Here is a 23,553-nt window from a genome sequence, read left to right as displayed (position 1 = left end):
ACCAGGGTCGTGAACTCGAGGTCGTGACGCTCGCGGTAGGCGACCAGGTAGTCGACCACCGCCTTCTTGGCCACGCCGTGGGGAGTCAGCGGTTGCTGAGGGTGCTTCTCGCGGAGCGGGAGCTGGGCGCCGGTGGCAGGGGCATAGATGCCGGACCCACTCGAGGCGAACACCACCTTGCGGGTGCCGGCCCGGCGGGCACCCTCCAACACGTTGACCGAACCGCCGACGTTGATCTCGGCATCCGCGACCGCCTGGTCGAACGATCCGGTGTCGGCACGGGCAGCCAGGTGGAAGACCACCTCCGGCTCGCGCCGCACCATCAGGTCGGACACGCCCGGATCGCGGACGTCGACCTGGTGGATCGTGAGTCGGCCGGTGCGCGATGCCCGGGCATCGGCGAGGTTGCCGAGCGAGCCCGAGGACAGGTCGTCGATGACGTCGACGTGGTGTCCCCCGTCGACGAGGCGTTCGACCAGGTGCGATCCGATGAAGCCCGCGCCGCCGGTGACGAGCAGCCTCACGACGTCGCGGCGGGCACCCGCGCCTCGTGCAGGACGGCTCCGGGGTCGACCTCGACATCGCTGCCGATGACCGACAGGCCGTTGATCGTGGCGCCGGCACCGACCACCGAGCCGGGTCCGATGATCGACTCGCGCACCTGGGCCCCTTCCTCGACCCGGGCCCCCGGCAGGACCAGGGACCGATCGAGGGTGACCCCCGATCGAACGACCGCGCCGTCGCCCACCCACGAACTGGTGACCGTCGCCGCCGGGTCGACCCGTGCGCTCGGCGAGATGGCGGGATCGGCGCCGGCGGTTCCGTCGAGGTAGGCGAGGCTGATCTGGAGGTAGGTGTCGGGCGTTCCCGCGTCGACCCAGCGACCAGCGCGCTCGAGCGCGTAGAGGGTGCCGTCGGCCACCATGGCGGGGAAGACCTCGCGCTCGATCGAGACCTTGCGCCCGGGCTCGATGCGGGCCAGGACCGAGGGCTCGAGCACGTAGGTGCCCCCGTTGATCCAGTTGGTCGGGGCCTCGCCACGGGGCGGCTTCTCGATGAAGGCCTGGACTCGACCCTCGGCGTCGATGGGGACGACGCCGTAGCGGGACGGGTCGTCGACGGGGGTGAGGTGGATGGTGCCCTCGGCCCCGCGGGAGTGGTGGAAGGCGATCAGCTCGGTGATGTCGAGGTCGTTGAGCACGTCGGCGTTGCAGGCCAGGAAGGTCTCGTCGATGCCGGCCTGGGCGGCGGCGAACCCGATGGCGCCCGCGGTGTCGAGCGGTTCCGGCTCGACGGCATAGACCAGCTCGACCCCGGCGCAGGTGCCGTCGGGGTAGGCCTCGGTGAACCCGTCGGCCTTGTAGCCGAGGGCGAGCACCGCCCGGCTGATCCCGTGTGACGACAGGTGGGTGAGGACCCGTTCCAGCATGGTGGGCCCCGCCACCGGAAGCATCTGCTTGGGCGTGTGGAGGGTGAGCGGGCGCAACCGGGTGCCGAAGCCGCCGACGAGCAGCACCGCGGTCGTGACGGGGCGATCAGTCATGACCCGCCACGGTAGCCCCACCTCGACCGGCCACCCGGCGGTGGGCGGCGACGGTCGCCCGGGCGTTGCGCTCGGGGCTGAAGGCGTCGGCCCGCCGCCGTCCCCGCTCCCCCAACTCGACCCGCAGCGCCTCGTCGCCGAGGAGACGGTCGAGCGCGTCGGCCCACGCATCGACCGCGGCCGGTGGGACGAGCAGGCCACCATCGGCGACGACCTCGGGGATGGCGGTCGCGTCGGCCGCGACCAGGGGCCGACCGAGGCTCATCGCCTCGACCAGCGGCACCCCGAACCCCTCGTAGCGGGAGGGGAACGCCACCACCGTGGCCTCCTCGAGCAGGGTGACCACCTCGGGGAAGGTCACCCGGCCGAGGCGCTTCACCCGGTGGGACAGCCCGAGCGCCGCGATCTCGGTCATCACCTGCTGCTCGGCTGGACCGACACCACCGCTGAGCACGAGCGACACGTCCGGATGGTCTGCCGCCAGCCGGGACATGGCCCGCACGAGGGTGCGGTGATCCTTGTGCGGATAGGTGATGGCGGCGTAGAAGATGAATGGGCCGTCGATCCCGTGTCGTGCTCGCACCTCAGATGCCGGCGCCGGCGGCGGCAGCGGGGGCACCCCGTGATGCACGGTCTGGACCAACGCCGGATCGACCTCGAAGCGGTCGAGCACCGTCCGCCGCACCCAGTCGCTGGGGGTGAGTACGAGCCCTGCCCTGGCCACCGACCGAGGCACGGCCCAGGCCAGCCACGCCCGCTTGAGGGGGTGGAAGTTCTCGGGGTGGTCGAAGGGCTGCAGATCGTGGATCGACAGCACCGACGCGGGTCCCGGGACCAGGGGCATGGTGCCGCCCATGTGGTGCATGGCGTCGACCCCGCGCCGGCGGACACGCTCGGCGAGCCAGGTCTGTTCGGCCCCCACCCGCATTCCCTTGAGGCGGCCCGACAGCGGGAGCGTCTCGATCTCGTAGGACCCGGCCAGCTCGGGATGGGCCTCGACGAAGGGGGCGAGGGCGAACAGCACGTGGTGCAGGTCGTCGGGCGGATCGTCGGCGATGGCGTGCAGGGTGGTGGTCGTGGAGGTCTCCGAGCCTCCGACCACGCCGGGGACGAGCCACAGCAGGTTGATGCCCACGGTGGTGGTCACACCAGCTCCCGATAGGCATCGAGGGTGAGCCCGGCGGTGCGTGCCCACGTGTAGGCCGAGGCGACAGCCCGTCCCTGCTCACCCAACGCCGTGGCCGCCGTCGGATCGTCCAGGACGGAACCGATGGCGGCGGCGATGGCATCGGGGTCGCGAGGCTCGATCGCCACTCCCCCGCCGTCGACGAGCAGCTCCTCGGTGGCGGTTCCGGCCGAGGTCACCACGGGCGTGCCCTGGGCCATGGCCTCGAGCACCGGGAGCCCGAACCCTTCGAGCAGGCTCGGATAGGCGAACACCTCGGCCGCGGCGTAGATCGCGGGAAGGTCGTCGGCCGGCACGAACCCGAGGGGCTGCACCCGGTCGCCCAGCGCCTCGATCCGGCTGCCGAGATCGTCTCCCCACCCGGTCGGTCCGACGAGCACCAGGGGCGGGCCGTCGTCGGCCATCCTGGCGACGGCATCGAGCAGGGTGACCAGATTCTTGCGCGGCTCCATCGTGCCGACGAAGAGCACGAACCGGTCCGGCAGCCGGTACTCGGCCCGGACTCGTGCCACGGCGCCGTCGTCGACCGGCGGCGCGTCCACCCCCAACGGAACGAGGCGGAGGCGCTCGGGGTCGAAGCCGTTGGTGACACAGTCGTCGAGGGTCGCCCGGCTCGAGCACAGGACCAGGTCGGCGCGCTCGCGGGTGTGTTCGATGGCGGCGCGCATGAAGCTCACACCGCGGCGGGTGAAGTGCGACCGGTCGTGGAGCACGGCCAGGTCGTGCACGGTGACCACGAGCGGCACGGTGCGCGGCGGCACAGCGACTCCGGTGGCGTGGATCAGGTCCACCGGGCCGGTCGCCTCCTCGACGTGGGGCCACCCCAGGTGGTGCCAGCCCTCGTACATCAACAAGCGGGGGATGCGCAGCTGCTCGACGGGGATCGGTGGGACCCACGGCTCGGGCGGTGGCGCGCGGTGGCGGGCTGACACCCCGATCAGATCCACCTCACCGGAGGCGTCGACGGCGCGCACCGACTCGATGGCGGCGCGCGCCGTGCCTCCGGGCACGCGGTGCCAGCACTGCTCGAGGGTGACCGCCACTCGCATGGCCCGAGTCTGGCACGGTCCTACACTCTGGCCCCATGTCCCTCAAGGTCCTCGTCACCGGCAGCGCCGGTCTCATCGGTTCCGAAGCGGTCACGTTCTTCGATCGGATGGGCGCGAAGGTCGACGGGGTCGACAACAACATGCGGGCCGACTTCTTCGGGCCGCAGGGTGACGTCACCTGGAACCGGCAGCGCCTCGAGGCCACCTGCACCAACTACACCCACCACACCCTCGACATTCGCGACCGCTCCGAGGTCGACTCGCTGATCGCCCGGCTCGCGCCCGAGGTGATCATCCACACCGCCGCCCAGCCCAGCCACGATCTCGCCGCGTCACGACCCTTCGACGACTTCGACGTGAACGCGGGTGGCACCCTGGCCCTGCTCGAGGCCACCCGCCTGCACGCGCCCGACGCCGTGTTCATCCACATGAGCACCAACAAGGTCTACGGCGACAACCCCAACCGCATCCCCCTCGTCGAGCTCGACACCCGGTTCGACTACGATCCCGATGCCCGGGTGGTCGGCCTCACCGGCGAGGGGATCACCGAGGAGCTCTCGCTCGACCACACCACCCACTCGCTGTTCGGCGTGTCCAAGGTGTCCTCGGACCTCATGGTCCAGGAGTACGGCCGCTACTTCGGGATGAACACCGCCGCGTTCCGGGGCGGCTGTCTCACCGGACCCCACCACTCGGGGGTCGAGCTGCACGGCTTCCTCAGCTACCTGGTCACCCAGGCCCTCGCCGAGGGCGACTACACCATGATCGGCCACAAGGGGAAGCAGGTCCGCGACCAGCTTCACTCCCACGACGTGGTCAGCGCCTTCTGGGCCTTCGCCCAGCAACCCCGGCAGGGCGAGGCCTACAACCTGGGCGGCGGGCGCCACAACGCGGCCAGCAACCTCGAGTGCGTCGAGCTGATCGCCCAGGCCAGCGGAGGCAAACGACCCAAGCTCTCGTTCCGGGACGAGGCGCGCATCGGCGACCACATCGTCTACTACACCGACCAGGCGAAGTTCCGATCGCACTACCCCGACTGGACCCAGGATTATTCGCTCGACGCGATCATCGACCAGATGGTCCACGCGGTCCGCCGGGCCTGATCGCGCCCAGCCGCTCATGCGCCTCACGATCATCAACCAGTTCTTCCCTCCCGACCTGGCACCCACCGCTCACCTCGCCGCGTCGCTCGCCCACCACCGGGCCGAGCTGGGCGACGAGGTCACCGTCATCACCGGGCGATCGAGCTATGTCACCTCGGGTGGCACCGCCAACGGCACCGATGCCGACCACCCGGTCCGGGTCATCAGGGTGGCGACACCCGGCGGCGGCAAGTCGAGCGTGGTCACCCGCCTCGCCGGCTACCTGGGCTTCCACGTGGGGGCGCTGGTTCGGCTGATCGGGCTCCCCCGCCAGGACGTCATCGTCTCGCTCACCACCCCGCCCTACATCGTGGCCGGACCGATGCTGGCCCGGGTGTTCAGCCGGCGCACCCGGGTGATCCTCTGGAGCATGGATGTGTATCCCGACGCAGCCGAGCGCTTCGACCAGGTCGACCCTGCCGGCGCCGTCTCCCACCTGCTGCGGCGTGTCAACCGGTGGATCTACCCGCGTCTCGACCACCTGGTCGCCCTCGACGAACCGATGGCCGAGCTCCTCGTCGACCAGTACGGCAGCAGGGGCAAACCGCTCACGTCGGTGATCCCCAACTGGGAGCCGTCGTCGATGTTCCCGGCCGACGCCACCGTCGAGCCGTGGGCGGGCTATCGCGAGGCCGACCTGGCCGGACGCTCGGTCGTGGCCTACATCGGCAACACCGGCACCGGGCACCGGTTCGACACGGTGGTCGCGGCGGCAGCCCACCTCGATGCCGAGCGTGATGCGTTCCTCTTCGTCGGCGGCGGGGTGAGGTGGGCCGAGCTGGAGGCCGCGGCCATTCCCTTGTCGACCGGTCACGGGGCGCCACTGGTGCTGCACGGCTACCTCGACAAGTCCGAGATACCCGGTGTGCTGGCCGGTGCACGCGCCACGCTCATCACCCTCGACGACGACGCCCTCGGTGTCATGAGCCCCTCGAAGCTCCACGCCAGCCTCGGCATGGGACGGCCCGTGATCTACGTGGGTCCGCCGCGCTCCAACGTCGACGCCGCCATCGAGCGCTTCGACTGCGGGTTCTCGCTCCGCCACGGCGACGTCGACGGGCTGGTCGACGCGGTGCGTCGCCTCCGGGACGACGACTCGCTGCACGCCCGTCTCTCGGCCAACGCCCGGCGCGCCTTCGACGAGGCCCACTCCGACACCGTGGCCCTCCCCCGGTTCGACGGGCTGATCGACCGCTCCTGAACGATCAGGCCTGGCCCAACCGGCGGGCGAACCCCTCGGCGGTGCGAGCGAGCCCGTCGCGCAGGGCGGTCTTGGGCTCCCACCCCAGCACGTCACGGGCAAGGGTGATGTCGGGCCGGCGCTGGACCGGGTCGTCGACCGGCAGCGACTCGAAGACGATCTCGCTGTCGCTGTTGACGACCTCTCGAACCAGCTCGGCCAGCTCGAGGACGGTGAACTCGTCGGGATTGCCGATGTTCATGGGGCCGACGTGGTCGGAGTCGGCCAGTCGGATGAGGCCCTCGACCTCGTCGTCCACGTAGCAGAAGCTGCGGGTCTGGGTGCCCTCGCCGTAGATGGTGAGCGGCCGGCCCTGCAACGCCTGGACGAGGAAGTTCGACACCACGCGACCGTCCTCGAGTCGCATGGCCGGGCCGTAGGTGTTGAAGATGCGGGCGATGCGCACGTCGATGTCGTGGTGGCGGTGGTAGGCCATGGTCATGGCCTCGGCGAAGCGCTTGGCCTCGTCGTACACCCCACGTGGGCCGACCGGGTTGACGTTGCCCCAGTAGGTCTCGGGCTGGGGATGGACCAGGGGATCGCCGTAGACCTCGCTGGTGGAGGCCAGGAAGTAGCGGGCTCCCTTCGCCCTCGCCAGTCCCAACGTGTTGTGGGTGCCGAGACCACCGACCTTCATGATCTGGATGGGCAGCTCACCGAAGTCCTTGGGCGACGCCGGGCTGGCCAGGTGCATCACCATGTCGACCGGACCGTCGATCTCGAAGTGCCTCGATACGTCGTGGCGCACGAACTCGAGCCCTCCCCGGCCCCCCAGTGCGGCGACGTTGTCGTGGGATCCGGTGATGAGGTTGTCGACACACACCACCTCGTCGCCCCGGTCGAGCAGGCGGCGCATGAGGGTGGAGCCGAGCAGACCGGCCCCGCCGGTGACGACCACCCTGGCCATCAGCTGCGGCCGATGCCGTCGTAGGTGAAGCCCCGTCGCTTCAGCGCAGCCGAGTCGAGCAGGTTGCGCCCGTCGACGACCCGGGGTGCGGTCAACAGGTCGGCCACCTTGTCGAAGTCGAGCCAGCGGAACTCGTCCCACTCGGTCAGCACCGCCAGCACGTCTGCTCCGTCGCACGCGGCGTACGGGTCGTCGACCACGGTGATGCCGTCGAGCTGGCGGTGCACCGCGGGGTCGTAGCCCACGATGGTGGCGCCACGGTCCCGCAGCCGGCCGATGATCTCGAGCGACGGGGACTCGCGCAGATCGTCGGTGCGGGCCTTGAACGTGAGCCCCCACACCGCCACCGTCGTGTCGTCGAGGCTCCCGCCGACCAGGCGCTCGATCTTGTCGACCACGCGCTCGAACTGCTCGTCGTTGACCGCCAGCACGCCCTTGAGCAGGTGGAAGTCGTACCCCGCCTCGTCGGCGATGTGGGCCAATGCCCGCGTGTCCTTGGGGAAACAGCTTCCGCCCCAACCGGGGCCGGGCTGGAGGAAGTCCTGGCCGATGCGCTTGTCGTAGCCGATGCCCAACATCACGTCGGCGACATCGGCGCCCACGGCCTCGCAGATCGCGGCCACGGCGTTCACGAACGAGAGCTTGGTGGCCAGGAAGGCGTTGGCGGCGTACTTGATCGTCTCGGCCGAGGCGGGGTCGGTGACCATGATCGGTGCCGGGATGCCCATGTAGAGCGACGCCACACGGATGGCCGCCGCCTGGTGGTCGCTGCCGATCACGACCCGGTCGGGCTTCATGAAGTCGTTGACCGCCGACCCTTCGCGGAGGAACTCGGGATTGGACACCACGAACACGTCGCTGCGGCCCAGCGCCCGTTCGACGACCCGCGTCGATCCGACCGGCACCGTCGACTTGTTGACCACGATCGACTCGGGTTGCAGCACGGGACCGATCTCGGCCGCTGCCGCCTCGATGAACGACAGGTCGGCCGACCCGTCGAGCCCCTGGGGTGTCGGCACGCAGAGGTAGGAGAACTCGCACTCGGCTGCTGCCTTGGCGGCCCCGACGACGAACGAGAGCCGGCCCGCCTTGACGTTCTCGTGGACCAGGCGCTCGAGGCCGTCCTCGACGATCGGGATCTCGCCGTCGTTGAGGCGGCGGATCTTGTCCTCGTCGATGTCGGCGCACACCACCGTGTGCCCCAGAGCGGCGAACGCGGCTCCCGTGGTGAGGCCCACATAGCCCGTTCCGATGACTGCGATGGTTGCCGACATGGGCGCCAAGGTTAGTGCCGCATCAGCACCGGGGAGGCGGAGAGGACTCGTCGGCCGGAGCCTCATCATCGGTGCTGGGAGGAGCGGTCGACGGTGTCGTGGTGGAACTGCTCGACGACGTGCTCGTCGAAGCGGTGCCGCCGCTCCCGGACGACCCCTCTGAATCGCTCTGATCGTCGGGCTCGATGACGCCACGGAAGTCGGTGCCGGTGACCAGCTCGATGGGGACGAACGACAGCGAGCGGTCTTCCACCAGTCGTGGTGAGGTGACCAGGTACCGGGCGAGGAGCTCGGCCGAGGCACGCTGCCCGGGGTGATGGCGGATCTCGGTCCGCGAGATGGTGTCGCCTCTGAGGTTGTCGGTCATCGGGACCCCGAAGCCTGCGGCCCGCAACGACTCGGCCACGTCCCACGCCTGGTCGGGGGCGCCGCTGCCGTTGAGGACCCGGAGCCGCACCGTCTCGGGTGTCGGGTCCAGCCCCTGCTCGCCGCGGAACAGGTCGAGGACGGGGTCGGCTTCGGCTTCGTGCAACACCAGTGCCGACTGTCCCCGGATCATCTGGTCCGACACGTACCCCTGGAGGCTGTAGCTGTTGAGTTCCTCGGGGTTGAACAGGCGGAAGGCGGATGCGATGTCGACGATCTGGCCGGTGGTGAGCTGATCGTCGAGGACGAGGGCGCCGTCGACCGCGTTCAGCAGGGCGTTGAGGGTGACGGGGTTGCGGGCGCCGCGGTCGATCGCCCGGCTGAGCGCTCGGCGCATGAACTCCTGCTGGCGCTGCATTCGCCCGAAATCGGCCTGGCGGTCCGGGACCCAGCGGCCGTCGATCCGGTTCTCGTAGTGGCGGGCACGGGAGTACGCCAGCGCCTGGGCCGGGTCGAGCAGCTGGCATCCGGCTTCGGGCACGAACAGGCCACTGCCCTGGTCGCGGGCGGGGTGCGGGAAGTACACCTCCACCCCGCCGATGGCCGAGACCACCTGCTGGAACCCGGCGAAGTCGACGGCCACGAAGTGGTTCACAGGGATGCCGAGGTAGTCGTCGATCGTCTCGATCAGCGCGCTCGCTCCACCGACCGAGTAGGCGGTGTTGATCTTGTTGGACTGGTCGGTTCCCGCGATCGGCACCCACAGGTCGCGGGGGATCGACAGCAGCGCGGCGTCGTTGGCGGCAGGGTCGATCCGCAGGATCATGATGCTGTCGGTCAGGTCATTGGACTCCGGCCGGCCCTCGAGCACCGGATCATCCGGGTCGAGCCCTTCGGCGGTGTCGGTCCCGACCAACAGCACGTTCATGGCGCCCTCGCCCGAGGAGGCCTCGACCTCGGCCAGCACCCCCGACAGCGCCATCCGCGGGAACCTGCCGGCCTTCTCGTAGCCGTAGCCCAGCAGCGCTGCCGCCCCGAGGGCGACGAGCACCAGGGCCACGTTGACGGCGAGGAGCAGGCGTTGGGGCCATGTTCGTCGCCCGCGCACCCGTGATGGGCTTGACCGCACCGGTCCAGCGTACCAACGAGACCCGCGGCCGCTCACCGCGGCGGCTCCTAGGATCGGGCCATGACCAACTCGACCGACAAGGTGTGGATCAACGGGCAGGTGCTCCCCACCGACGAGGCCAGGATCTCACCGTTCGACCACGGGATGACCGTGGGCGACGGCGTGTTCGAGACGCTCAAGATCGTCGGGACCGTGCCGTTCGCGATGAGCCGCCACCTGCGCCGTCTCGAGCGCTCGGCCACCGCGCTCGGGCTCGAGGTCCCCGACGCCGATCTGGTGCGCGCCGCTGCCGCCGAGGTGATCGAGGCCAACGGCGTCGACGGCGGACGCCTTCGCATCACCCTCACGGGCGGACCCGGGCCGATGGGTTCGAACCGGGGCGACGAGGGCACCACCCTGCTGCTGGCCGTGAGCGAGCTGGCTCACAGCGAGCAGGGCACCGACGTCATGACCGTCGAGTGGACCCGCAACGAGCGCGGAGCCCTCACCGGGTTGAAGACCACGTCCTATGCCGAGAACGTGATGGCCCTGGCCCGTGCCGCCGCGGCGGATGCCAGCGAGGCCATCTTCGCCAACACCGCCGGCAACCTCTGCGAGGGCACCGGGACCAACATCTTCGTCGGGATCGAAGGGCGGCTCGTCACCCCACCGCTGTCGGCCGGTCCCCTGGCCGGCATCACCCGCGACCTCGTCCTCGAGGTCACCGACGCCGTCGAGGAGGACCTGCCCCTCGATGTGCTCTTCGACGCCGACGAGGCGTTCCTCACCTCGTCGACCCGCGACGTGCAGGCCATCGCCTCGGTCGACGGCATCGGGCTGCGCGAGTGCCCCGGGCCGCTCACCGAGGCCGCCGCCGCGGCGCTGTCCGAGCTGATGCGCAGCGACCTCGACCCCTGATCCGGGGCGGTTCAGGTGGCGGGGCGAAGGTGAACGACGTCGCCCGCGGCGACCGGGACCAGCTCGCCGGCAAGCTCGACCAGCAGATGTCCGTCGGGGGTGAGGTCGCTCGCCTGACCGGTGAGCGCCCCCGACGAGAGCTCGACCCGGACCATCCGGCCGAGGGTGCACGACAGGTGGCGGTAGCGGAGCAGCAGCGCCTCGCTCCCCTCGGCGGTGCCGAGCTGGGAGAGCATGGTCTCGAGGCCGCGCAGGTGGGCGACCAACAACTCCTCCCGATCGATCTCGCGACCCGCGTGGTGGTTGAGCGAGGTGGCGATGGAGGCCAGCTCGTCGGGCAGCGCGTCGGGCCAGTTGACGTTGAGCCCCATGCCGACGACCACCGCCGCGACCCCGTCGGCCTTGAGGCTCGACTCGGCGAGGATGCCGGCCACCTTGCGCTCCTCGCCGTCGGATCCCTCGACCATGAGGTCGTTGGGCCACTTGAGGCGGGGCCGCACACCGGCAACGGTGTCGCAAGCGTCGGACGCGGCCATTGCGGTGGCCAGCGAGATCAGCTGCAGCATCGCCACGGGGATGTCGGGACGCAGCAGGATCGAGCACAGCAGCGACGAACCCGGCGGCGCCTCCCAGCTGCGTCCCATCCGGCCACGGCCCGCCGTCTGATGATCGGCCACCAGCACCACCCCGTCGGCGGCACCCTCGGCCGCCAGCGCCAGCAGGTCGGCGTTGGTCGAGCCGGTGGATCCGACCCACCGCAGATCGGCGAACCGAGAACTTTCGAGCGCTCTTTTGGCGTGATCCCCCGGCATAGCTGTAACCATATGGAGGTGCTGTCCAAGATCCTCATCGCCAATCGTGGCGAGATCGCTGTCCGTGTCATCCGTGCCTGCCGTGAGCTCGGCATCGCGACGGTGGCCGTGTACTCCGAGCTCGACCGCGACGCCCTACACGTCCGCCTCGCCGACGAGGCCTACGCCCTCGGAGGCCAGACCGCCACCGAGAGCTACCTCAACACCGAGGCCATCCTCGACGCCATCGAGCGCAGCGGAGCCGACGGGGTGCACCCCGGTTACGGGTTCTTCTCCGAGAACGCCGACTTCGCCCGAGCCATCATCGAGTCCGGCACCACTGCCTGGATCGGCCCGCCGCCCGAGGCCATCGAGGTCATGGGCGACAAGATCTCGGCTCGGCTCGCCGCCGAGAAGGTCGGCGTCGCCGGGGTGCCCGGTACCACCGAGCTGATCACCGAACCGGAGCAGGTTCGGACCTTCGGCACCGAGTCCGGGTGGCCGGTCGCCATCAAGGCTGCCTACGGCGGTGGCGGGCGAGGCATGAAGGTCGTTCGCGGCCCCGACGAGGTCGAGGATGCCCTCGAGTCGGCCAAACGCGAGGCGCTCGCCTACTTCGGTCGCGACGAGTGCTACATGGAGCGGTACCTGACCTGGCCCCGCCACATCGAGATGCAGGTCATCGCCGACACCCACGGCAACTGCGTGTGGATCGGCGAGCGTGACTGCTCGGCCCAGCGGCGCCACCAGAAGCTGGTCGAGGAGTCTCCCGCCCCCGCCTTTCCCCCCGAGATCCGCCAGGCCATGGGCGAGGCCGCGGTCAAGGTCGCCGAGGGCTGCAACTACGTCAACGCCGGCACCGTCGAGTTCCTCTACCAGGACGGCGAGTTCTTCTACCTCGAGATGAACACCCGGCTCCAGGTCGAGCACCCCGTCACCGAGCTGGTGTCAGGCATCGATCTGGTTCGCGAACAGATCCGGGTCGCCTCCGGCGAACCGTTGAGCTTCAGCCAGGCCGACATCGACCTGCGGGGTCACGCCATCGAGTGCCGCATCAACGCCGAGGATCCCACCGGCGGCGCCTTCTCGCCCTCGCCGGGACGCATCACCGCGCTGACGGTCCCCCAGGGGTTCGGGGTTCGCTGGGACGGCGGATACGAGGCCGGCGACGAGATCAGCCAGTACTACGACAACCTCATCGGCAAGCTCGTCGTGTGGGGCTCGGACCGCGAGACGGCACGGCTGCGCATGCTGCGGGCCCTCTCGGAGCTGAACGTTGGAGGCGTGGCCACCACCACCCCCGCGCACGTGGCCATCTTGTCCCACGACGACTTCGCGACGACTGAGCACTCGACCAAGTGGGTCGAGGAGGTCCTCGACCTGTCCGCCACGGCGGCACCGCCAACCCCGGCACCGACCGAGGGTGAGGAGCCCCCCGAGCCCAAGGTGCGCCGCGACGTCGACGTCGAGGTCAACGGCCGACGCTTCTCGGTGGCGGTGTTCGTCCCCGAGAGCCAGATGGCAGCGCCCGGCCGCCTCTGGGAGCCAAGAAGGCCGGGTCCCGGCCCAAGCGGACAGCCAGCGCCCACGGCGGTGGCGGCGCGGCCGACGCGGGCAAGGTCACCGTCCCCATGCAGGGCACGATCGTGAAGGTGCTGGTCGAACAGGGCCAGGAGGTGGAGATCGGCCAGCCGGTCATCGTCCTCGAGGCCATGAAGATGGAGAACAACATCACCGCCGAGAAGGCGGGCACGATCAGCGCCGTGAAGGTCGCCGTCGGCGACTCGGTCGGCGCCGGCGACATCGTCATCGAGATCGACTGACCCCGCCACCGGGTCAGCCCACCAGGCCCTGCAACGCCTCGTCGATCGGGGTGTCGCCGCCGACCACCTCGAAGGTGTGGCCGATGGTGGCCGGCTCGTCGAGCACGGCAGCCAGCACGTGGGCCACGTCGGCTCGGCTGATCTCGGCCCGCTCCACGTGGCGGGCGAGTTGCACCCGGCCGGTGGGCGGATCGTCGGTCAGCCGTCCCGGCCGCACGATCGTGTGGTCGAGGCCCGACCCGCGCAGGGCCTCGTCGGCGTGGGCCTTGGCCCGCAGGTAGACGCTGAAGACGGCATCGTCCTGTGGTGGCTCGTCGGTGCCCATGGCGCTGACCATGACGTAGCGGGCGACACCGTTGCGGCGACACGCCTCGATGGTGCGCACCGCACCACCGAGGTCGACGGTCTCCTTGCGCTCGGCTCCCGACCCCGGTCCCGCCCCGGCGGCGAACACGAGGGCGTCGGCTCCGGCCACCGCGGAGTCGAGCTCGTCGTCGCCCGCTGTCTCGAGGTCGCACTCCACCGGCTCGGCACCGTCGGCCTCGAGGTCGGGCGTGTGACCGGGGTTGCGGATGAGGCCACGGACGCGGTGGCCGTCGCCCGCGAGGCGACGGGTGAGGAGTCTGGCGATCTGTCCGTGCCCACCGGCGATGACGACGTCCATCGTGTGGCGAACGAGGGTCAGCGGTTGCGGACGACGAGGGTGTTCGCGAAGCGGTCGTGGAAGCCCTGGTACCTCGGGTTGGTGACCGCGGAGAAGTACACGATCAACAGGACCGCGAGCTGCAGTCCGGCGATGGGCAGCAGCAGCGCGATGGCGGGGAGGAGCCAGCGGACCAGCGATTTGCTCGGTGGCGGCGCCTGGTCGACCTCTGTGCTGCGGATGCGCAACCCGAGCATGAGCTTGCCGACGGTGCGACCCCCGCTGGCGGTGCCGGTGACCTCGTAGAGGGCCCACACCACCAGCAGGATCAGGATGGCCAGCGTGGGGTTCTGGGAGACCACCTCGTCGTCGACCACCTCGATGAGGCCCGAGACCTGGGCGACCAGCGACCCGGCGAGGCCGACGATGAAGAGGTCGATGACTCGGGCGAGGCCGCGGGCCCAGATGGGGGCGAGAGATCCGGGCCCCGACTCGGGGAGCTCGTCGATCTCCCACTCGGCGTCGTCGGCGGGCGGGTCGTCGGACCAGGTGTCGTCGGGTTCGGGAACATCGGGGTGATCGTCGGTGGCCATGTCCGCCCGAGGCTACCGGGCGTGCGGGTCACGACGTCCAACCACGAGACGATGTAACCGAAGGCCGCCCCAACCGACAAGATGATCGAAGAACCACACACCCACGACCCGACAGAGGCATCCACCCCATGAGCAACACCCCCCGACATCGTTGGTTCATCGCCGTGCTCGCGGCCCTGATGATGCTCCTCGCCGCGTGCGGCAACGACGACGATCCCGCAGCGGTGGGTGCCGGCGACGACGGCACCAGCGAGGCCGACACTGACGACGCCCCCGACACCGACGACGACGAGGACACCGACGACACGACCACCACCACGGCCGAGCCGACGACGACCACCACCGAACCCGAGGTGGCCAGCGGCGCCGAGTGCGTGATCGGCACCTGGGTGAGCGACAACGATGCCTTCGCCGAGACCATGGAGTCGATGGCCGAGGGCCAGATGACCGTCGAGAGCGTGACCGGCCCCGTCACCATCGAGCTCCGTGCCGATGGAAGCGTCACCACCACCTACGACCAGTGGACGATCAACGCCGTGATGACGAACCCATCGGGCGAGGCCACGATCGTCCGCGACGGCGTCGATCACGGCACCTACACCGCCGGCGACGACGGCAGCTTCTCCATGACCGAGGTCGAATCGAACTCCACGGTCGAGGCCACGGCCACGGTGGGCGGCCAGACCATGACCATGCCACCGGTCGAGGGCATGCAGACCGACCTGATGGGCGGCGCCGGCACCTTCGAGTGCGAGGGTGACCGGATGAGCATCCAGGTCGAGGGTGGAACAGCCTGGATGGACCGCGTCGGCTGAGATTCGAGCCGGCCGCCGACCGGACGTAGCATCGAGCCATGAGCGAACAGCCGAGTGTGGACGACTGGGAGGCCCTCGCGGCCAAGGAGCTGCGCGGTCGCGAGCTCGACGAGCTGACCTGGCAGACACCCGAGGGCATCCCGGTCAAGCCGCTCTACACCGGCTCCGACACCGCTGGGCTCGACCACGTCGACACCCTGCCGGGCTTCGAGCCGTTCGTGCGTGGCGTGCGGGCCACGATGTACACCAACCGACCGTGGACCCTCCGCCAGTACGCCGGGTTCTCCACCGCCGAGGAGTCCAACGCCTTCTATCGCCGCAACCTGGCAGCCGGCCAGCAGGGCGTGTCGGTGGCGTTCGACCTGGCCACGCACCGGGGGTACGACTCCGACCACGAGCGGGTGGTGGGCGACGTCGGCAAGGCCGGGGTGGCGATCGACTCGGTGGAGGACATGAAGATCCTCTTCGACGGCATCCCGCTCGACCAGATGAGTGTGTCGATGACCATGAACGGCGCGGTGCTGCCGGTGCTGGCCTCCTACATCGTCGCCGGCGAGGAGCAGGGGGTCGACCACGCCCAGCTCTCGGGGACCATCCAGAACGACATCCTCAAAGAGTTCATGGTCCGCAACACCTACATCTACCCGCCCGAACCCAGCATGCGGATCGTCGCCGACATCATCGGCTACACGGCCGAGCACATGCCCCGGTTCAACTCGATCTCGATCTCGGGCTACCACATGCAGGAGGCCGGGGCGACGGCGGACCAGGAGCTGGCCTTCACCATCGCCGACGGCATGGAGTACGTCCGGACCGCACAGGCCCGCGGGCTCGACGTCGACGCCTTCGCTCCCCGTCTGAGCTTCTTCTTCGCCATCGGCATGAACTTCTTCATGGAGGTGGCCAAGCTTCGGGCGGCCCGGCTGCTGTGGTCCCGGGTGATGTCCGAGTTCGATCCGCAGAACCCGGCGTCGCTCATGCTGCGGACCCACTGTCAGACCTCGGGGGTGTCGCTCACCGAGCAGGATCCGTACAACAACGTGATCCGCACCACCATCGAGGCCATGGCGGGCGTGCTCGGCGGCACCCAGAGCCTGCACACCAACGCCTTCGACGAGGCGCTGGGGCTGCCGACCGACTTCTCGGCCCGCATCGCCCGCAACACCCAGCTCGTCATCGCCGAGGAGTCCGGGATCCCCAACGTGGTCGATCCCCTGGGCGGCTCGTACTACATCGAGGCCCTCACCAACGATCTCGCCGACAAGGCATGGGCGCTCATCGAAGAGGTCGAGGAGCTGGGCGGGATGACCAGGGCCGTCGAGTCGGGCATGCCCAAGCTGCGCATCGAGGAGTCGTCCGCCCGCCGCCAGGCCCGCATCGACCGGGGCGAGGAGGTCGTGGTCGGGGTGAACAGGTACCGACCCGAGAACCCCGAGATGGTCGACGTGCTCGACATCGACAACACCGACGTGCGCCGCCAGCAGCTCGCCAAGCTCGAGAAGGTGCGGGCCACCCGCGACGACGATGCGTGCCGGGCCGCACTGGAACGCCTCACCGAGGGAGCACGGGGCGACGCCAACCTGCTGGCCCTGTGCGTCGAGGCGGCACGGGCCCGGGCCACCGTGGGTGAGATGTCCGACGCCATGGAGTCGGTGTTCGGGCGCCACCGTGCCGAGATCCGTAGCATCTCGGGTGTGTACGGGTCGGCCTACAACGACGACGACGAGGGCTTCACCGCGGTGCAGGCCGACATCGAGGGCTTCGCCACCGACCAGGGCCGCCGGCCCCGCATGATGGTGGTCAAGATGGGCCAGGACGGCCACGACCGCGGCGCCAAGGTGATCGCCACCGCGTTCGCCGACCTCGGCTTCGACGTCGACGTCGGCCCGCTGTTCCAGACCCCCGCCGAGGCCGCCCGCGACGCGGTCGAGAACGACGTGCACGTCATCGGCGTGTCGAGCCAGGCAGCGGGGCACAAGACCCTGGTGCCACAGCTCATCGACGAGCTGAACACGCTCGGTGCGTCCAACGTCCTGGTCGTCTGCGGCGGGGTGATCCCTCCCCAGGACTACGACATGCTCCGGGCCGCCGGTGTCGCCGCGGTGTTCGGTCCCGGCACCAACATCCCCGAGGCGGCCCGCGAGGTCATCCGCCTCATCCGCGAGCAGCCCTCGGCAGCCTGAGTGGGCGAGACCGTCGACCACCTGGCCGGGGAGATCGTGGCGGGCGACCGGCGGGCCCTGGCGCGGGCCATCACGCTGGTCGAATCCACCCGCCCCGACCACCGCGACCGGGCCATCGCCCTGCTCGACGCGCTGCTCCCCCACACGGGCGACGCCACACGCGTGGGCATCAGCGGCAGCCCCGGGGTGGGCAAGTCGACCTTCATCGAGGTGTTGGGGCTGCACGTGGTCGGCCTCGATCACCGGCTGGCGGTGCTGGCCGTCGACCCGTCGAGCCGCCGTTCGGGCGGGTCGATCCTGGGCGACAAGACCCGCATGGTCGACCTGGTTCGCCACGATGCCGCGTTCATCCGCCCCTCCCCCGCCGGAGCCACCCTCGGCGGGGTGGCTCGCCGCACCCGCGAGGCGATGCTGCTGTGCGAGGCCGCCGGCTTCGGGGTGGTCTTCGTCGAGACGGTGGGGGTCGGCCAGTCCGAGACCGCGGTGTCCGACCTGGTCGATGAGTTCCTCCTGCTGGTGGCCCCCGGAGGCGGCGACGACCTGCAGGGCATCAAGCGGGGGATCATGGAGCTGGCCGACCTGGTGGTGGTCAACAAGGCCGACGGCGAGCTCGCCGACGCCGCCAACCGCACCGCCGCCGACTACCGCAACGCCCTCGGGCTCATGCGCCCCCGATGGGACGGCGAGGCGCCCGCGGTGCTCACCGCGTCGGCTCTGGCCAACCACGGGATCGCCGAGGTGTGGGATGCCATCGTGGCGCTGGCCGGCGAGGCCGAGGCCGCGAGCGAACGCACCCGGCGTCGTGCCCGGCAGGCGACCGCGTGGATGTGGGACGAGGTCCGCCAGGAGCTGCACGACCGGCTGCTGGGTGACCCCCGGGTGGCCGCGGCCGTCGAGGCCGCCGAGGCGGCGGTGTCGCGGGGCGAGCTCACCCCGGCCGCCGGTGCCCGCCAGATCCTCGGTCAAGCCGGCATCTGACCGGCAGTAGTCTGTGACGCTGCCCGACCCACCGACGAGATGGCGCCCATGAGCTCGGCCGAGGACCCCGACCTCCGCAACGACATCGAACTGATCGACGAGGTCGCGCGCCGATCGGGCGCCGAGGTCGGCTCGGCGGCCGCCCACCCCCCGATGGGGTCGCTCGGGGTGGCCCAGCAGGGCCTCGACGCCGCCCGCCCGTTCCTGATGATGGGCACCCAGCTTCCTCCCGAGGCCCGGTTGCGGTCGCTGAAGCGGTTGCTGCTGGCGGTGAGCCGGCCGGTGAGCAGCCACCAGGTGCAGTTCAACCTGGGCATGTTCCAGGCCGTCGAAGAGCTGCTGCTGGAACGCGAGCGATCCGCCGCCCGGCTCCAGGCGGCCCTCGCCACCTCCGATGTGACCATCTCCGAACAGGCGGCCGCGATCGACGAGCTGCGCGAAGAGGTCGCGGTGCTGCGCGGCCAGATCGACCGCCTGGCCAGGATCGCCCGCGACGCCGGCTCCGACGACGACGGTGGCGGGGGTGGAGGAGCCCGCGGCAACCAACTCAGCCGCGAGCTCGACGCCAGCCACGACCGGCTGTACCGCGACCTCGAAGCCACCTTTCGTGGCTCGGCGGAGCAGATCCGCGACCTGGTGTCGGCCTACCTGGACGATGTGGCGACCGCCTGTGAGTCGGCCCCGCTGCTCGACATCGGCAGCGGCCGGGGCGAGTGGCTCGACGTGCTGGCCTCACGCGGGATCGAGGCCTACGGCATCGAGATCAACGAGGCGTTCGTGGCCGACTGCAGCGCCCGGGGTCTCGACGTCCGCCGGGGCGACGCGCTGGCCCACCTCCACGACCTGCCCGATGCATCGCTCGGGGCGGTCACCGCCTTCCACGTGGCCGAGCACCTCGATCTCGACACCCTGATCGACCTCATCGACGCCGCGCTGCGGGTCCTGCGACCGGGTGGGGTGCTGCTGCTCGAGACCCCGAACCCCACCAACGTGTCGGTCGGCGCCGCGTCGTTCTACCTCGATCCCACCCACCTGAAGCCGTTGCACCCCCAGTTCCTGGAGTTCCTCGTGGCCAACCGGGGGTTCTCCGAGGTCGAGGTCCGCTACGTGCATCCGTCCGAGCACCGGCCGCTCCCCCACTGGCCCGACGGGGCTTCGTCCGACGACGCCGAAGCCGGGGAGGTCGACGAGTCGCTCGGTCACCTCAACTGGGCGTTGTTCGGTCCACTCGACTACGCGATCGTCGCCCGCCGAGCCGGTGGGTCCGACCGGTGACCGCCGGGTTGCACATCGCCCTGGCCAAGCCCGACTTCGGTGTCCACGGCGGGTTCGAGCGGGTGGTCGACCGGGTCGTCGCCGGCTTGGAGCTCGACGGGCACCGGGTCGAGCGCGTCGGGGTGACCCGGCCCGCCCGGCCCGTCCCCCTCCGGGGCCTCGAGGTCGACCTGCGGCAGTGGGAGCGCAACGCCGAGTTCTGCTCCTACGCCGCCATGCTCGAAGGGTTCGAGCAGCTCGACGCCTCCCGGTACGACCTGGTGATCTCCACCCAGCCGCCGTCGTTCGCCGTGGGCCACGACCGTCACCTCTCGGTGTTCTTCCACCACCAGCGGGTCTGCTACGACCTGGCCGACATCTACGTCGAGGCGGGGTTCGCCGACCCCTTGGTGCACCGGCACATGGTCGCCGCGGTGCGGGCCATGGACCGCCCCCACCTCGCCGGGGTCACCGGCTTCCTCGCCGGGTCCGAGGTCGTCGCCGGGCGCATCCGCCGGTTCCAGGACCGTGACGCGATCGGCATCTTCCACGCCGGCGTCGAGGCCCCCGGCGAACCGGCACCGATCCCCGACCAGCCGGCGGCGCTCTGCATCAGCCGCCAGGAGTTCCCCAAGCGCACCGAGCTGTTCGTGCAGGCCGCGCACCTGCTCGGACGGTCGGGGTCGACCGTCGACGCGCACCTCGTCGGCGGTGGCGGCCGGCTCGGCTGGGTCGACGAGCTCGACCGTCGCCTCGCCGCCGCCCCCGATCCCGGCGCCTTCAGCCCAGCCGATCTGTGGTGCAACCCGGGGATCCCCTCGGGGGCCGGGGGCCCCGATCCGGCAGCGGTGCGTCGACTCACCGTCTGGGGTCGGGTCGACGACGACCGGCTGCGCTCGCTGATGGCCGCCTCGACCTGCACCGTGGCCCCCGCGCTCGACGAGGACTACGGCCTCACCGCCATCGAGTCGATGCTGGCGGGCCGACCGGTGATCGTGTGCGAGGACGGCGGCGGCCTCACCGAGCTGGTGCGCGACGGTGTCGATGGTCTGGTGGTAGCCCCCACCGGGGAGGCCATCGCCGCCGCGGTCGACCAGCTCTGCTCGGACCCCGACTCAGCGGCGGAGATGGGTGCGGCGGGCCGCTCCGCCGCGCTGGCCTACAACTGGGACCGTGCCCTCGACGAGGTGCGGGACGCGATCGCGAAGGTGGCGGCGTGAAGATCACCGTCGTCGCTCCGCAACCCGTGCCGCCCAACTGGGGCGGGGCCGAGCGCGCCACCGAGGGGCTGGTCCACCACCTGGCCGAGCACGCCGGGCACGAGGCCGAGCTGGTGCGCCTCCCCGTGCCCGAGTCGACCCTCCACGAGGTGATCGACGGCTACCGGCGCTTCTCCCGGCTCGACCTGTCGGGCTCCGACGCCGTCATCTCGTGCAAGTACCCGGCGTGGATCACCCCCCACGAGCATCACCGGCTGCTCATGTTCCACCCCCTGCGCGGCCTGTACGACACCTACCGGACCTTCCGCCTGCCCTACACCGTCGACACCGGCGAGCGGGCCGTCCGCCGCCTGGTCGAGCTTGCCGAGGGCGAACCGGACCGCGACCGCCTCGACGAGCTGTTCGGAGCCTACGACGACGCCGTCGCCCAGCTCGGTGCCGATCATCCCTGCTTCTCGCTTCCCGGACCCCTGGCCCGCACGCTGGTCCACCACCTCGATCTGGTGGCGCTGGTGCCCGACTCGATCGAACGCCACCTCACGTTGTCGAGCACGGTGGCTGCCCGTCCGGGGTATCTGCCCCACGGGGTGATGCCGCTGGTCGCGCACCTGCCTTCGGACCTGCCCACCGTCGAGCGTCACGACCCGGTCCACCTCGTCACCGCCAGCCGCCTCGACGGCCCGAAACGCCTCGACCTGTTGATCGCCGCCTTCCGCCGGACCGACGTCGAGGTCCCGCTGGTGATCGCCGGCACCGGACCCCAGGAGACGGCGTTGCGCGACATGGCCGAGGGCGACGAGCGGATCCGCTTCGCCGGCTTCGTCTCCGACGACGAGCTGGCCGAGCTCTACGGCCGTGCCATCGCGGTGCCGTTCGTACCGCTCGACGAGGACCTGGGCCTCATCACCCTCGAGGCGATGGCGGCGGGCGCACCGGTGATCACCTGCACCGACTCGGGTGGGCCCACCGAGCTGGTGGCCGACGGCGCCACCGGGTGGGTGGTGCCGCCGACGGTCGATGCGCTGGCCGCGGCCATCGAGGAGGCGGTCGCCGATCCCGAGCGCACCACCGACCTCGGTGCTCGTGGCCGGCGTCGGGGACGCCTGGTGTCGTGGGACCGGGTCGCCCGACGCCTGCTCGACGGCCTCGAGGAGCCCGCGCCGCCGGCAACCGCCCCACCGGTTGCGCCGTCGACCACGGCGGCGCCGGGCGGGACCCGCCCCAAGGTGGTCGTCGCCACCACCTTCGCCCTCGAGCCGGCGCTGGGGGGCGGCCAGATCCGGGCGAGGAACCTCTACCAGGCGCTCAACGAGTTCGCCGACGTCGAGGTCGTGTGTCTGGCCCCCGCCGACGCCCGCTCGGGCTCGCGGGAGCTGGCGCCGGGCTTCGTCGAGACCGTTGTGCCCCGCTCGTGGGAGCACCAGCGCCGGGAGAACACCTCGTCCCAGGATCTCGGCGTCCCCACCGGCGACGTGATGATCGGCGAGCTGATCGAGTGGACCCCCGCCTACCCCGAGGCGCTGGCACGCGCTGCAGCGGGCGCCGATGCCCTGGTGCTGGCCGAGCCCTACCAGCTTCCCTCGGTCCGGGCCGCCGGCATCGACCTGCCGATCGTCTACGACGCCTACAACGTCGAGGCCGGCTTGAAGCGCTCGGTGTTCCCGCCCACCGCCAAAGGGCGAGAGCTGCTGGCGGCGGTGGAAGACGTCGAGGCGGCGGCGATGCGGGCGGCCACGCTGGTGGTGGCCTGCTCCCCGCAGGACGCCACCGAGCTCGCTGAGCGGTACCCGGACGGGACCGAGCGCAAGGTGCTGGTGGTCGGCAACGGCGTCGACCCCGACCAGACCCCGTTCACCGCGCCTGCTGCCCGCCGGCGGGTCAACCGGGCCTGGCTCGACCGCTTCGCCGCCTTCGCCGATGCGAACCGTCCCCACACCGACACCATGGGGGTGTTCATCGGCAGCCACCATCCGCCCAACCTCGACGCGGTCGATCTGCTGTGCGACGTCGCCGCCGAGCGGCCGCATCTGGTCGTGCTGCTGTGCGGCAGCCACACCCTCGCCCTCTACGGTCGCCGCCTGCCGCCCAACGTGGTCTCGATGGGGGTGGTCACCGCGCCGGTGAAGGCGGCGCTGCTGCGGGCGGCCGACGTGGCCTTCAACCCCATGCGGATCGGGTCGGGCACCAACCTGAAGATCCTCGAGTATCTGGCCGCCGGGGCACCGGTGCTGTCGACACCGTTCGGGGCGCGGGGGCTCGAGGTCGTCGACGGTGAACATCTCGTGCTGGCCGAACCGGGCGACTGGCCCTCCGCGCTCGATCGGATGATGGCCGACACCGACGGGTTGGAGCATCGGGCCCGAGCCGGGCGCGCCCTGATCGAGCAGCGCTACAGCTGGAGCGCGCTGGGGCGGAGCTTCGCCGACGCGGTCGCTCCCCTGGTGGGGGTCGAGGGTCGCTCACCGACCTGAGGTGCCGGACCCGGGGCCCGCCCGAGCCGCGGCGTCCCACCTTGCGCCG

20 protein-coding genes are annotated in these 23,553 nt (G+C 70.8%); 11 read left to right on the top strand and 9 right to left on the bottom strand.

What is annotated here, in order from left to right; genetic code table 11:
- Positions 1-520: 520 nt before the first annotated feature.
- The 3 genes from U5K29_08995 to U5K29_08985 are packed head-to-tail and all read right to left on the bottom strand — an operon-like array spanning position 521 to position 3,778.
- Positions 521-1,543, bottom strand: a complete 1,023-nt coding sequence (locus tag U5K29_08995; GenBank protein ID MDZ7678677.1) for an NDP-sugar synthase — start codon at positions 1,541-1,543, stop codon at positions 521-523.
- Entirely contained in the window at positions 1,536-2,690 is a 1,155-nt protein-coding gene (locus U5K29_08990; protein ID MDZ7678676.1) for a glycosyltransferase family 1 protein, read from the bottom strand. Before U5K29_08990 ends, U5K29_08995 begins: the two co-directional genes overlap by 8 nt.
- Positions 2,687-3,778 carry a glycosyltransferase family 1 protein gene (locus tag U5K29_08985; GenBank protein ID MDZ7678675.1) on the bottom strand — a complete coding sequence of 364 codons (1,092 nt, stop codon included), beginning with the start codon at positions 3,776-3,778 and terminating at the stop codon, positions 2,687-2,689. Before U5K29_08985 ends, U5K29_08990 begins: the two co-directional genes overlap by 4 nt.
- A gap of 35 nt (positions 3,779-3,813) precedes the next feature.
- Between U5K29_08985 and U5K29_08980 the strand changes: the two genes are divergently transcribed.
- Positions 3,814-4,881: an NAD-dependent epimerase/dehydratase family protein gene (locus tag U5K29_08980; protein ID MDZ7678674.1), complete on the top strand. Its 1,068-nt coding sequence runs from the start codon at positions 3,814-3,816 to the stop codon at positions 4,879-4,881.
- Between the two features lie 16 nt (positions 4,882-4,897).
- Positions 4,898-6,121 carry a glycosyltransferase family 4 protein gene (locus tag U5K29_08975; protein ID MDZ7678673.1) on the top strand — a complete coding sequence of 408 codons (1,224 nt, stop codon included), beginning with the start codon at positions 4,898-4,900 and terminating at the stop codon, positions 6,119-6,121.
- A gap of 4 nt (positions 6,122-6,125) precedes the next feature.
- Here the strand turns inward: U5K29_08975 and U5K29_08970 are convergent, their stop codons facing one another.
- Genes U5K29_08970 through U5K29_08960 form a run of 3 tightly spaced genes read right to left on the bottom strand, consistent with a single transcriptional unit; the run spans position 6,126 to position 9,836 of the window.
- A complete protein-coding gene (locus U5K29_08970; GenBank protein ID MDZ7678672.1) occupies positions 6,126-7,067 on the bottom strand; it encodes a UDP-glucuronic acid decarboxylase family protein in 942 nt (313 codons plus the stop codon).
- On the bottom strand, positions 7,067-8,341 hold the full coding sequence (locus tag U5K29_08965; GenBank protein MDZ7678671.1) for a UDP-glucose/GDP-mannose dehydrogenase family protein: 1,275 nt from the start codon (positions 8,339-8,341) through the stop codon (positions 7,067-7,069). The genes U5K29_08970 and U5K29_08965 overlap by 1 nt, the downstream gene beginning before the upstream one ends.
- 22 nt (positions 8,342-8,363) lie before the next feature.
- The gene (locus U5K29_08960) at positions 8,364-9,836 is read right to left on the bottom strand and encodes an LCP family protein (protein ID MDZ7678670.1); all 1,473 of its coding nucleotides are present in this window, start codon (positions 9,834-9,836) and stop codon (positions 8,364-8,366) included.
- Between the two features lie 60 nt (positions 9,837-9,896).
- On the opposite strand from U5K29_08960, the gene U5K29_08955 reads away from it, so the two are divergent.
- Positions 9,897-10,733, top strand: coding sequence for an aminotransferase class IV (locus U5K29_08955; protein MDZ7678669.1), 837 nt, complete (start codon positions 9,897-9,899; stop codon positions 10,731-10,733).
- Positions 10,734-10,744: 11 nt separating this feature from the next.
- Here the strand turns inward: U5K29_08955 and U5K29_08950 are convergent, their stop codons facing one another.
- Positions 10,745-11,545 (bottom strand): biotin--[acetyl-CoA-carboxylase] ligase, encoded by an 801-nt coding sequence (locus U5K29_08950; GenBank protein ID MDZ7678668.1) that lies wholly within the window; start codon positions 11,543-11,545, stop codon positions 10,745-10,747.
- Positions 11,546-11,557: 12 nt separating this feature from the next.
- Here U5K29_08950 and U5K29_08945 point away from each other — a divergent pair, with 12 nt between their 5' ends.
- Positions 11,558-13,174, top strand: coding sequence for an acetyl-CoA carboxylase biotin carboxylase subunit (locus U5K29_08945; protein MDZ7678667.1), 1,617 nt, complete (start codon positions 11,558-11,560; stop codon positions 13,172-13,174).
- A complete protein-coding gene (locus U5K29_08940; protein ID MDZ7678666.1) occupies positions 13,156-13,347 on the top strand; it encodes a biotin/lipoyl-containing protein in 192 nt (63 codons plus the stop codon). The genes U5K29_08945 and U5K29_08940 overlap by 19 nt, the downstream gene beginning before the upstream one ends.
- 13 nt (positions 13,348-13,360) lie before the next feature.
- Here U5K29_08940 and U5K29_08935 read toward each other — a convergent pair whose 3' ends face one another.
- Positions 13,361-14,011, bottom strand: coding sequence for an SDR family oxidoreductase (locus U5K29_08935; GenBank protein ID MDZ7678665.1), 651 nt, complete (start codon positions 14,009-14,011; stop codon positions 13,361-13,363).
- Positions 14,012-14,028: 17 nt separating this feature from the next.
- Positions 14,029-14,583 (bottom strand): RDD family protein, encoded by a 555-nt coding sequence (locus U5K29_08930; protein ID MDZ7678664.1) that lies wholly within the window; start codon positions 14,581-14,583, stop codon positions 14,029-14,031.
- Between the two features lie 128 nt (positions 14,584-14,711).
- On the opposite strand from U5K29_08930, the gene U5K29_08925 reads away from it, so the two are divergent.
- Genes U5K29_08925 through U5K29_08900 form a run of 6 tightly spaced genes read left to right on the top strand, consistent with a single transcriptional unit; the run spans position 14,712 to position 23,504 of the window.
- Complete coding sequence (locus tag U5K29_08925) at positions 14,712-15,398, top strand: hypothetical protein (GenBank protein MDZ7678663.1); 687 nt, start codon at positions 14,712-14,714, stop codon at positions 15,396-15,398.
- A 38-nt stretch (positions 15,399-15,436) separates the two neighbouring features.
- The gene (gene scpA / locus U5K29_08920) at positions 15,437-17,581 is read left to right on the top strand and encodes a methylmalonyl-CoA mutase (protein MDZ7678662.1); all 2,145 of its coding nucleotides are present in this window, start codon (positions 15,437-15,439) and stop codon (positions 17,579-17,581) included.
- Positions 17,582-18,559 (top strand): methylmalonyl Co-A mutase-associated GTPase MeaB, encoded by a 978-nt coding sequence (gene meaB, locus U5K29_08915; GenBank protein ID MDZ7678661.1) that lies wholly within the window; start codon positions 17,582-17,584, stop codon positions 18,557-18,559.
- Between the two features lie 48 nt (positions 18,560-18,607).
- Positions 18,608-19,834 carry a class I SAM-dependent methyltransferase gene (locus tag U5K29_08910; GenBank protein ID MDZ7678660.1) on the top strand — a complete coding sequence of 409 codons (1,227 nt, stop codon included), beginning with the start codon at positions 18,608-18,610 and terminating at the stop codon, positions 19,832-19,834.
- Positions 19,831-21,033 carry a glycosyltransferase family 4 protein gene (locus U5K29_08905; protein MDZ7678659.1) on the top strand — a complete coding sequence of 401 codons (1,203 nt, stop codon included), beginning with the start codon at positions 19,831-19,833 and terminating at the stop codon, positions 21,031-21,033. Before U5K29_08910 ends, U5K29_08905 begins: the two co-directional genes overlap by 4 nt.
- Positions 21,030-23,504 (top strand): glycosyltransferase family 4 protein, encoded by a 2,475-nt coding sequence (locus tag U5K29_08900; GenBank protein MDZ7678658.1) that lies wholly within the window; start codon positions 21,030-21,032, stop codon positions 23,502-23,504. The genes U5K29_08905 and U5K29_08900 overlap by 4 nt, the downstream gene beginning before the upstream one ends.
- Positions 23,505-23,553 lie beyond the last annotated feature (49 nt).

Source organism: Acidimicrobiales bacterium (assembly GCA_034521975.1).
Taxonomy (GTDB): domain Bacteria; phylum Actinomycetota; class Acidimicrobiia; order Acidimicrobiales; family SKKL01; genus SKKL01.
This window is presented reverse-complemented; position numbering and strand designations above follow the sequence as displayed.

Bases quoted from the DNA above. Each gene is read 5' to 3' on its own strand.
- U5K29_08995 (MDZ7678677.1), bottom strand. From the start codon at position 1,543: ATGACTGATCGCCCCGTCACGACCGCGGTGCTGCTCGTCGGCGGCTTC.
- U5K29_08985 (MDZ7678675.1), bottom strand. From the start codon at position 3,778: ATGCGAGTGGCGGTCACCCTCGAGCAGTGCTGGCACCGCGTGCCCGGA.
- U5K29_08980 (MDZ7678674.1), top strand. From the start codon at position 3,814: ATGTCCCTCAAGGTCCTCGTCACCGGCAGCGCCGGTCTCATCGGTTCC.
- U5K29_08975 (MDZ7678673.1), top strand. From the start codon at position 4,898: ATGCGCCTCACGATCATCAACCAGTTCTTCCCTCCCGACCTGGCACCC.
- U5K29_08970 (MDZ7678672.1), bottom strand. From the start codon at position 7,067: ATGGCCAGGGTGGTCGTCACCGGCGGGGCCGGTCTGCTCGGCTCCACC.
- U5K29_08965 (MDZ7678671.1), bottom strand. From the start codon at position 8,341: ATGTCGGCAACCATCGCAGTCATCGGAACGGGCTATGTGGGCCTCACC.
- U5K29_08955 (MDZ7678669.1), top strand. From the start codon at position 9,897: ATGACCAACTCGACCGACAAGGTGTGGATCAACGGGCAGGTGCTCCCC.
- U5K29_08950 (MDZ7678668.1), bottom strand. From the start codon at position 11,545: ATGCCGGGGGATCACGCCAAAAGAGCGCTCGAAAGTTCTCGGTTCGCC.
- U5K29_08945 (MDZ7678667.1), top strand. From the start codon at position 11,558: ATGGAGGTGCTGTCCAAGATCCTCATCGCCAATCGTGGCGAGATCGCT.
- U5K29_08940 (MDZ7678666.1), top strand. From the start codon at position 13,156: ATGCAGGGCACGATCGTGAAGGTGCTGGTCGAACAGGGCCAGGAGGTG.
- U5K29_08935 (MDZ7678665.1), bottom strand. From the start codon at position 14,011: ATGGACGTCGTCATCGCCGGTGGGCACGGACAGATCGCCAGACTCCTC.
- U5K29_08930 (MDZ7678664.1), bottom strand. From the start codon at position 14,583: ATGGCCACCGACGATCACCCCGATGTTCCCGAACCCGACGACACCTGG.
- U5K29_08925 (MDZ7678663.1), top strand. From the start codon at position 14,712: ATGAGCAACACCCCCCGACATCGTTGGTTCATCGCCGTGCTCGCGGCC.
- scpA (MDZ7678662.1), top strand. From the start codon at position 15,437: ATGAGCGAACAGCCGAGTGTGGACGACTGGGAGGCCCTCGCGGCCAAG.
- U5K29_08910 (MDZ7678660.1), top strand. From the start codon at position 18,608: ATGAGCTCGGCCGAGGACCCCGACCTCCGCAACGACATCGAACTGATC.